Here is an 8,222-nt window from a genome sequence, read left to right on the forward strand (position 1 = left end):
CAGGAGTTCGCTGGGCCTGAATTCAAAATATGCGAAAATAAATAACAGTTCAATCTTGTCGAATACCGATTTTTGAAGATAAGGATATTTAAATATATCGAGAATGTAAGATTTTAGATCAAATGCAAGTGCTCATAGTTGAGAAAAACCCTAAAAGAGGTGTTTTATTTCTCTTATCAACCTGTAAACGAAAAGGAAAGCAAAGATATTCTTGTCGCAACACGCATCGATTCAATAACTTATGCTCCTATGCACTATGCCTAATTGGGTGCATTTTGATTTGAACTTTTGGGGTGAGATTGCTCCTGGAAATTTGGATTTCTTTTATTAAATAAATTCTCTACAAACGCCTTTTTCTTCAGAAAATCAGCTGATTTATTTGCAGAAGGAACATCTAAATCTTGACCTGTATGAGTATAATTATTTTCTTTATCATTTTTAGCGTTCAAATTGACTTCCTTGACTGCAGGACTATTTTTCTTCAAGTCGTTGCTCGATGGAGAGGCTATAGCAGCCTTGCTTGTTTTCTGTTGATCAGGGCCGATTTGGCTTTTAGCACTCGAGGGCTCCATACTCCCGAACAAATAAGTAGGTTCACTGATAACCAGAGAAGGCTCATCATTTCTTTTCACCAACGGTAACTGAGAAAAAAATCGGTGCAATCCATTGTCTTTTTTACCAAGATCTTTCGACGCTTTGGTCTGTTCTTTCAGTTCTATGGTACTGTTACTACGGAGTTTCTCAGTAACTGGAGTATCCAAAGTAAGGGTTCCTGATTTAGGCTCTATGTTCTGTATTGCAAAAAAATCGGAATTTTGTCTATTCGACTGCTTATAAAGTTCAATGCAAGAACAAATAAGTTGAAATACTTTTTCTGAGATGTATTTTTGTGGTGGTTCATCCTTTACTTTAATATAGCTAAGACATAACTCCAAAGGGACACTTTGTAAATAGCAAGTAATTTGGTTATGGATAGGGGCGATCCTGGCATCATTTTTTTCATCACTTAGATAAATAGAAATAATTTTACTGGCTACAATACCCCTCAACTTGGATCTGTCAGGTAAAAGGGACGATTCTGCTTCAGCGAGAAATAGAGAAAATTTATCTTGAAACGCCTGTGGATAAGCAGCAATTGCTTTTTGACCTTCAAAAATAATCTCATAAAAACTATTTAAATTAGAGCCAAAAACTTGACTATTCTGACGAAATTGCCTGGGCTGAATTATAATCTGATGGTTGTTTTTCAAATAATCACATCCTCGAATATACTTTTCTTTATATGGCTCTGTTTTTGCCATATTTATCACTTCTGCGAGTTCTGGGTATGGAAATTCCAACATTAAATATTGAACTGACGAGCGATAATTATTGTTATCAATTTCTTCTTGTAACTGTGTCATAAAGGATTGATATTTTTTTTGAAAGTAATTGGTTTTGTCTTCAACTGTAAGCCAGAATTGCTCTGCTCTTTCGCTGTTATTAGTTAAGCGTGCTTCATTTGCAATCAGTGCTTTTAACATGACTTGATGATGCGGGTTAAGACATGTTGCAAGAGCGATCATCTCATCGCGCTCTGTAAGAAACTCATTGGTTTTGAGCTTAAAGTATGCTTGAGAAAACAACTCAAAATTTTTGGCTAATAGGGTACTAACACCCACGCTTACTTTTCCCTGGGTGATAATGACTCTTTTTGCAGTAAGGAAATTCTTATAATCAAGGGAGAGTGAATCAGTAGTTGTTTTTTCAGTTTTCTTTTCATTAACCCGATCAATTTTTGTTGTGCGCTTCATATTTATCCTTAAATCGTTGCAAACATAATAAGCTGGGTTCAGACTAAATTAACTCAAAGACTTGCATCAAAATACAGGAAGAAATGTTATCAGAAAAACTCTTAATGTTCACTATAGGAGCTCTTAGCTCTCTTAAAGATGCACGAACAATGCTTGAAATTCATCGCGTTTGGAATCATATTGAAATGGGTTTTCTGAGTTTTGGGAGCTCTATAGGTGATGTAAACAGAGGTTTATTCTGAGTACCTCAAATCACATGAATCAAGAAGGCATGAAATCCTGAGTTATAAATTCAAAAAAGAAGATTACTGAATTTAGAGTAAAACCTGAAGTAAACCCTTTCGGTTCACTTCACTGAGACTAATTTATTACAAGATCCTTATTATCCTTGATAAAAAATGCAAGAATAGTAACGAGCGATAATGAACGTGGTAATATAGACAAAGCAACTTGATAATCTACAACAGTATATATGCTCCCCACCAACAATACCGCTGTCACCAAACGTATCCAATAGTTTACCTACTAAAGGCTGGAATACAACGCCTCCAAGAGTAACTATAATATTGGTTGCAGCAAATACAGTACCTGAGAGTTGTGCACCACTGCATTCTTTAGCCATAATAAATACAATAATTTCTGTAGCACTAAACACTCCATAGGGAAATAATAGAATATTTAAGCTAATGTAAGATAAGTTAGGAATATATAAAACCATACTTATACAAATTAAGGCAAAAATTGCACCTAAAACTAAAGGTAATAATCGACGTCCTGAGCGATCCGATAAGTATCCTGCAATAGGAGCACCAACTGCCCAGCCCAAAAATACTGCGGAAACAGTTTTAGCAGCTTCAACTTTTGTTAAATGATGCGCCTGCTCTAGATAAGTTTTTCCCCACAACTCCCCAAAAACAGATAAAGAAGTATACAAACATGCTCCAACAAAACCAATAACCCAAACTTCAGGAGCCATGAGTACTTTCCAAACATTCCTAAAAAACTCGAGCAAAGGATGTTTATTTGAATAATGGGGCCATCACGCACTACAGCAAACATAAACACACTTAATCCGAACCCAATAATCGCGATTGACAATAGCACTTCCTCCCAACCGATGCTCTGAGACCATTCAGTAATTTTCACTTCACCATAAACAAGACCCAACATCCCTAAAGTAGTCATCAGTCCTGCGACCAAAGAAAAATAACGTTTGGTAACCAATATATGGCAAGAGACAATACACCTATAAAGGCGAACGAAGATCCAAAACCTACTAAAAAGCGTCCAGATCCTACTTTGAACATGGATGAAGTGATACTAAACATCTAGGAACCAATAGTACAACACACACACATGCAATATGCGAAAATAAATAATAGTTCAATCTTGTCGAATACCAATTTTTGAAGATAATGATATTCAAATATATCGATAATGTAAGATTTTAGATCAAATGCCAGCGCTCATAGTTGAGAACAACCCTAAAAGATGTGTTTTATTTCTATTATCAACCTATGATTATTTGCAAGCCAATTTATTTGGTTAATATGCAAGTAGTACCTTTTTTTTCTATAAATAAAGTAAGTGTTGTATGTCTCTATCGAGAGACCATGAATACTTTAAAAGAATTGAGCATAGACTTGAGTAATTTATTAAAGCTTATTTCTCCTGAACGACTGGGAGGAAAGAATATTACCGAGCAATTAGAATTACTTCAAACATTAGAAGAAATTAAAGAGTTAATTACATTATTTGAACAGGATGACAGGCCTTTAACACCAGAAAACGTCAAACCTAACTTATTCATCACAAGATCAAAGTGTGGGAGGGTATCTTGAGCGTTTTATAAATAAATTAAGAGAAGGTAGGGCTCATGGAGGCCGAGGAGGAGAAGAGTATAATGCCGGTTCTGATGCGAATATAGGGATTATTGAATTTGCTGAATTTATTGATAATTTAACTGAAGAAGAACGTACGAAGCTTTTTGCTTGCACAATAGAAAAATTTATAAACGACGGTCGTGTAGATGGAAAACCCCCTACTGATATTGGAGTAATATGGGAGCGCTTGAGAAATCCAGGTATTACGCCCACAGGAGAACGACAAACATTTCAACAATGTGTGGAGGTAAATGGATCTGAATTGGCTTATATCTTGAGAGAAAACCAAGAATTATTAATGGGTTGGACTCCTAAGTTTGCTCAAGATACTGAAAAAACTGATAATAAAAGAATCCGACTTGATAAAGAAATAGACAAAGCTGAAAAAAATCTCCTGAGTTTAATTGAAGGCAAACGAATTTATAGTCCGACGATATCGTATGGGGAAGAGAGCAAGATCAGTTTGTTAAGTCAATTGATAGAAAATGAAGATAAGATTATTGTTTCTTTAATAAAAAATCATCCCTATTTTGGGATAGGATTACGTTTGCAGTTACACGACATCAAACAAGGTTCTTTAAATACCATAGAGGCTTTAGACTATCAGAAAAGGTTAGAGGAAATTGTTACCAGTCATTGTCCTTCTTATGAGACGACATTAAATAGTGTGTCAACGCTCCGTGAAATTCTTCTCCAACTACCTTCTAATAAAGATAAAATAGAGTTATTGAAACAACTCAATGAGTCTTTACTAACTAAACTCATCCCCGATACGAACGCATTGCTTAATTTAATATCAGAAGCAGAAAGTGGTAAAGGTTTTAATTCAGAAAGCAAATTATCAGTTATTAATTTCTTTTTTGAGAAAGAGTATTTTAAACCTGCCGGTCAAAACTCTTCAGAAGTTGTGCGTTTTTTGAAGAATTGTAATATAGCCAAATTAAAATAAATTGATTATAATCAATAAGTTATGACGCATTCTATTGATTTTCGAAAAAAAGTATTAGAGATAAGGGAAAGAGAAGGTTTAAGCATAGAAGGAGTAGCGATTCGATTTGGAGTGGGCAAAGCGAGCGTAATGAGATGGCTTATTGAATTAGAGCCTAAAAAAACGCGCAATAAATCAGCCACAAAAATAGATATGGAAGGGCTAAAAAAGGACATTGAAGAGTACCCTGATAGCTATCAATATGAACGAGCAGAGCGTCTTGGCGCAAGTCAAAGTGGAATATACTGAGCACTAAAACGCTTGAATGTGACGTATAAAAAAAACACTCATTCATCCAAAAGCAGACGAAGAAAAGCGCTTATTGTTTCAAAATAAACTAAATAGTTATCAAGCCAATGGGATGGATATTGTTTATTTAGAGGAGAGTGGATTTGCTCATGACATGCCCCGTACCCATGGTTATGCTTTAAAAGGTCAACGGTGTTATGGTACTCAAGATTGGGGGGCTCGCGGGCGAACCAATGTTATAGGCGCTTTATTAGGGGAGCGGTTACTCACCATTACCCTCTTTCAAGACACGATTAACACGGCTACCTTTGAGGCTTGGCTTGAACAGGATTTGTTACCTGAGCTTAACCGTCAGGCCATTATTGTCATGGATAATGCTGCGTTCCACAACATAAATGAGGAGTCTGTTATTGAGTTTGCTGAAAGAAATCAATGCCATTACATGTCTACCAGTACTATAAATGGTAATGGTGTGAATGAAGTATTTTGTAAGGCTGCTCAGCTTGCTCTAAAAAGAGAACACCCTGAGATAATGGCCACTAATACAACAAATGTAGAAGCAAGAGATACAGCAAGTAGGGGAAGAGGGATAATTAATAGATTTAGAGCAGTACTAGGATTAGAAAGACCGGAAACGAGCTTACCTGAAAATATAAGACCCACTAATAATTAAAAAAGGCTCTATTTTGGCTATTAAATTTATTACAAAGCTTGCAATAATATAAAAGGTAGTGTTTAAATAACTGTGTCATCTCTTTTAACTTGTTATAATTTCAACAATTAGAAGAGGTGCACATGAATAATAAAAAAATAGATTTATACTAATATTCAAAAATTCAACCTAGTAGATGAGACCTTGTTACAGTAGTTCAATGCTCCTCTATATTGATCCTGCCCTGATTTGTCGGACGCCTTGCTAAGAGAGTAAAATCTAAAGCAGAGGTGGATAATGAATAATAATAAACCAGAAAAACGAGTATTTAGAAAGAAATATAGCCCCCAATTCAAAGATCAAGCTCTAGAACGAATCGCTAAAGATGGCGTTTCTCAAGTGGCCAAGGATCTTGGGGTATCGGAACCCCTACTGTATTCATGGAAAGCACAGCAGAAAAAAGGTGGCTGCGTACTTCGCGAAGGAATCAAAGTGAGGTACGCTATGATGAAGGAGCATTCAGATCAATTTTCTCTTAGGTTAATGAGTCGTTTATTATCTGTATCTATTAGCGGCTACTATGATTGGCGAGATCGCAAACCCTCTCGACGAGAAGATAAAAATCAGCAATTAACTAATAAAATCAAAATCATTTTTGATGATGAGAAATCACGAGCAGGCGCGGTTTGGATTGCTAAACGGTTAAATAATGAAGGTGAGCTAGTAAGTAGACATCGTGTTGCTAAAATCATGCGTTCGAATGGATGGCGAGCGCGTGCTGCGAAGAAATTTAAAGCAACCACGAACAGCAATCATCAATTGCCAGTCGCGCCAAATTTATTACAGCAAAATTTCTCAGCGCATCAACCTAATGAAAAATGGGTCAGCGACATCACCTATGTTTGGACAGAAGAAGGATGGCTCTATCTTGCTGTTGTTATGGATTTATATTCGCGTAAAATCGTTGGATGGTCTCTTTCTGAACGCATGACAAAGCAATTAGTGATTGATGCGTTGCAAATGGCTGTATGGAGCCGAAAGTCACCTAGAGGCCTTATCCTTCACTCAGACAGGGGTAGCCAGTATTGCTCTTATGACTATCAAAAACTTCTAACACGTTATGGACTTGTTTGCAGTATGAGTAAGCGTGGCGATTGCTATGATAACGCTGCTATGGAAAGCTGGAACCATAGTTTTAAAGTAGAAGCGATTCATGGGGAAAAATTTGCAACGCGTGCTATTGCCAAAAATCATGTGTTTGAATACATCGAAATATATTACAATCGAAAACGACTTCATTCGTTGATCGGCTATAAATCGCCAGAATTATTTGAGGTCAAAATGGTAGCTTAGCAAGGTGTCCGTTTTTTCCGAGCAAGATCAGTCTTCACCTTGCTTTTTCTTCGCTTGCCACGAATATAATAATGCTGGTGTTAGGTCGAGATCTTTCGCTACTTGAGCTATACCATCCTTTTTTGCTCGTTCTAGCGCCTGATCTTTGAAATGAGGACTGTATTTCTTTCTGTTTGATTTTTGTTCTGGATTATTATTGTGCATTATTCACCTCTGGTTAAGATTTTACTCTCTTAACTAGGTGTCCATCAATTCAAGTCAAGATCACTCTTATCAACATTCTTAATTAATGGCATAACTATTTGAAAAAGGAAAATGAGAATCCATCACTAAATTGACACTATTTAAATTAGACCAATTTGCTGCTCTTATTGCACAGAAGAAAAGTATTTGTTGATAAAAAAGATTGGCTTGTTAAAATTATAAACTTTTAATTTATTGGTTTTAATGAATTAATTTTAATGTGCAACTAAAAGAGGTACTAAATATGTCTGGAAAATATATAACAGGAGAAGACCTGCGCGATCGATACTACGAGCGAGAGCGAGCACAACTAAATTCTGAGGCAAATAGACTGTTTGGCGGAGAAGCGAGAAAAATGGCTGCTGGACGTATACGAGAACATGCTAAAAAACAGATTGATCCGATTCGAGAGAATTCAAACTATGTGATCACAGCAACTTCACTTGTTGTGTTTTGTCTTTTTGCTGCTGATTCTGGGGTAACTGGTGGACTCATTGCGGGCACCCTAACCGCCGTTGCAACTCATTTGGCCTTACCTAAAATACTTGATATAGCGCAAGATTATATTGAGCAATCGACTGAGGTGACTGTTCGCGCAAGCTATTAGAGATGCTCCTTAGAGTCCAAAGCACTGTTAAAGAGATTAAGATCATACCCCATTAAAATGGGGTTCAAACCTTAAACTATGCCAAACAGTATACCCTATCAAATTCTTCATCATCATTTTCAGGAGCTTCCAAAGCATGTTGGGCAGCTTCTTTTTTACTCTGATGTTGATTGTAAGCATGATACATTTCATAGCCTACATAAAGCACAGTCAATGCAACTGCCGCAGGCCAACAAATTGCAAAAGTAGTAATCAAGAGCATTGGCATCACTCAACGATAAAACTGTTATAGATAAAATTCTAGATCATATAGATAAAGGGGATAAGGATCTAAAAGAGGTCATTAATACCTTTTCCATTCGTGGACCGCCAGAACTTGTTTCATTCATAACATCCAATATAACGGCTAATTATTTTAAATGCTGAGCTCCCAGGCAGGAGTTCGCTGGGCCTG

The 8,222-nt window shown here is 36.5% G+C and carries 9 protein-coding genes and 1 pseudogene; 6 read left to right on the forward strand and 4 right to left on the reverse strand.

Translation table 11 applies throughout. The features are described 5' to 3' along the window. Positions 1 to 260: 260 nt before the first annotated feature. Together Lstg_RS13475 and Lstg_RS18150 are read right to left on the reverse strand one after the other, a co-directional pair. Positions 261 to 1,793, reverse strand: coding sequence for a hypothetical protein (locus tag Lstg_RS13475; protein WP_058478196.1), 1,533 nt, complete (start codon positions 1,791 to 1,793; stop codon positions 261 to 263). Between the two features lie 360 nt (positions 1,794 to 2,153). After that, positions 2,154 to 3,148: pseudogene (locus Lstg_RS18150) on the reverse strand (MFS transporter); the annotation flags it as partial. A gap of 258 nt (positions 3,149 to 3,406) precedes the next feature. Between Lstg_RS18150 and Lstg_RS13485 the strand changes: the two are divergent. From Lstg_RS13485 to Lstg_RS13505, 5 genes are all read left to right on the forward strand, one after another. Further along, complete coding sequence (locus tag Lstg_RS13485) at positions 3,407 to 3,634, forward strand: hypothetical protein (protein WP_133129207.1); 228 nt, start codon at positions 3,407 to 3,409, stop codon at positions 3,632 to 3,634. Then, positions 3,618 to 4,625: a hypothetical protein gene (locus Lstg_RS13490; protein WP_058478198.1), complete on the forward strand. Its 1,008-nt coding sequence runs from the start codon at positions 3,618 to 3,620 to the stop codon at positions 4,623 to 4,625. The genes Lstg_RS13485 and Lstg_RS13490 overlap by 17 nt, the downstream gene beginning before the upstream one ends. Positions 4,626 to 4,646: 21 nt before the next feature. Beyond that, positions 4,647 to 4,913 carry an IS630 transposase-related protein gene (locus Lstg_RS13495; RefSeq protein WP_058478199.1) on the forward strand — a complete coding sequence of 89 codons (267 nt, stop codon included), beginning with the start codon at positions 4,647 to 4,649 and terminating at the stop codon, positions 4,911 to 4,913. A 73-nt stretch (positions 4,914 to 4,986) separates the two neighbouring features. Then, positions 4,987 to 5,586: a transposase gene (locus Lstg_RS13500; protein WP_058478200.1), complete on the forward strand. Its 600-nt coding sequence runs from the start codon at positions 4,987 to 4,989 to the stop codon at positions 5,584 to 5,586. A 276-nt stretch (positions 5,587 to 5,862) separates the two neighbouring features. Then, complete coding sequence (locus tag Lstg_RS13505) at positions 5,863 to 6,918, forward strand: IS3 family transposase (protein WP_082650857.1); 1,056 nt, start codon at positions 5,863 to 5,865, stop codon at positions 6,916 to 6,918. Positions 6,919 to 6,945: 27 nt separating this feature from the next. Here Lstg_RS13505 and Lstg_RS17560 read toward each other — a convergent pair whose 3' ends face one another. After that, complete coding sequence (locus Lstg_RS17560) at positions 6,946 to 7,122, reverse strand: transposase (protein WP_082650858.1); 177 nt, start codon at positions 7,120 to 7,122, stop codon at positions 6,946 to 6,948. Positions 7,123 to 7,405: 283 nt separating this feature from the next. Here Lstg_RS17560 and Lstg_RS13510 point away from each other — a divergent pair, with 283 nt between their 5' ends. Continuing rightward, a complete protein-coding gene (locus Lstg_RS13510; protein WP_058478201.1) occupies positions 7,406 to 7,768 on the forward strand; it encodes a hypothetical protein in 363 nt (120 codons plus the stop codon). A gap of 76 nt (positions 7,769 to 7,844) precedes the next feature. Here the strand turns inward: Lstg_RS13510 and Lstg_RS13515 are convergent, their stop codons facing one another. Continuing rightward, entirely contained in the window at positions 7,845 to 8,030 is a 186-nt protein-coding gene (locus Lstg_RS13515) for a hypothetical protein (protein ID WP_058478202.1), read from the reverse strand. Between the last annotated feature and the right edge of the window lie 192 nt (positions 8,031 to 8,222).

The organism is Legionella steigerwaltii (assembly GCF_001468065.1).
In the GTDB taxonomy this organism is placed as follows: Bacteria; Pseudomonadota; Gammaproteobacteria; order Legionellales; family Legionellaceae; genus Legionella; species Legionella steigerwaltii.

What these genes read in the sequence shown, in the direction of transcription:
- Lstg_RS17560 (WP_082650858.1), bottom strand. Translation starts at nt 7,122, where the DNA reads ATGCACAATAATAATCCAGAACAAAAATCAAACAGAAAGAAATACAGT.
- Lstg_RS13495 (WP_058478199.1), top strand. Translation starts at nt 4,647, where the DNA reads ATGACGCATTCTATTGATTTTCGAAAAAAAGTATTAGAGATAAGGGAA.
- Lstg_RS13515 (WP_058478202.1), bottom strand. Translation starts at nt 8,030, where the DNA reads ATGCTCTTGATTACTACTTTTGCAATTTGTTGGCCTGCGGCAGTTGCA.
- Lstg_RS13510 (WP_058478201.1), top strand. Translation starts at nt 7,406, where the DNA reads ATGTCTGGAAAATATATAACAGGAGAAGACCTGCGCGATCGATACTAC.
- Lstg_RS13485 (WP_133129207.1), top strand. Translation starts at nt 3,407, where the DNA reads ATGAATACTTTAAAAGAATTGAGCATAGACTTGAGTAATTTATTAAAG.
- Lstg_RS13475 (WP_058478196.1), bottom strand. Translation starts at nt 1,793, where the DNA reads ATGAAGCGCACAACAAAAATTGATCGGGTTAATGAAAAGAAAACTGAA.
- Lstg_RS13505 (WP_082650857.1), top strand. Translation starts at nt 5,863, where the DNA reads ATGAATAATAATAAACCAGAAAAACGAGTATTTAGAAAGAAATATAGC.